We start from the raw sequence: 523 nt of genomic DNA, 5'->3' as shown, positions 1-523 counted from the left end.
GCTTAATTAAGCGCTTCCGGCCACGGGAACTGTTCCGCCTTAAGTTCGGGCGTGTGATAGTAATTCTGTAGCGCTTTGATGAAGCGGGCCGGACGTTCAGGAATGCCCTGCTCCAGATACGCCATTACCTGCGCATGAACCCGGCGCTGAAACGCCACGCGATCCGGTTCAATATCGCCTTCCAGATTGTCGCAACTGACGTTAAAGGGATACCCCGCCGCCACGCAAAACAACCAGTCGAAAGCCTGTGGCTTCACCTCAACGTCTTCGAATTGACTTTGGGTCTGCGCGTCGCGTCCGTCCGGGCAGTACCAGTAACCAAAGTCAACCAGTTCGCGGCGCGCCTTACCGGCGATACACCAGTGAGAAATCTCATGCAGCGCGCTGGCGTAAAACCCATGCGCAAAGACGATACGGTGGTACGGTACCTGCGCGTCAGCAGGAAGATAGATCGGTTCGTCGTCGCCTTTAATCAGACGGGTATTAAATTCTTCGGCAAAGCAGCCGTTAAAAATCTCAATTA

General features: G+C 54.3%; 1 protein-coding gene. It reads right to left on the bottom strand.

The window, feature by feature from the left end; all coding sequences use genetic code 11:
* Positions 1-2: 2 nt before the first annotated feature.
* Positions 3-521 (bottom strand): elongation factor P hydroxylase, encoded by a 519-nt coding sequence (locus DK926_RS26325; protein WP_049795172.1) that lies wholly within the window; start codon positions 519-521, stop codon positions 3-5.
* Positions 522-523 lie beyond the last annotated feature (2 nt).

Source organism: Rhodococcus sp. Eu-32, assembly GCF_003336925.1.
Taxonomy (GTDB): domain Bacteria; phylum Actinomycetota; class Actinomycetes; order Mycobacteriales; family Mycobacteriaceae; genus Rhodococcoides; species Rhodococcoides kyotonensis_B.
The sequence above is the reverse complement of the archived record's forward strand: the minus strand, read 5'-3'. Positions and strand labels throughout refer to the sequence as shown.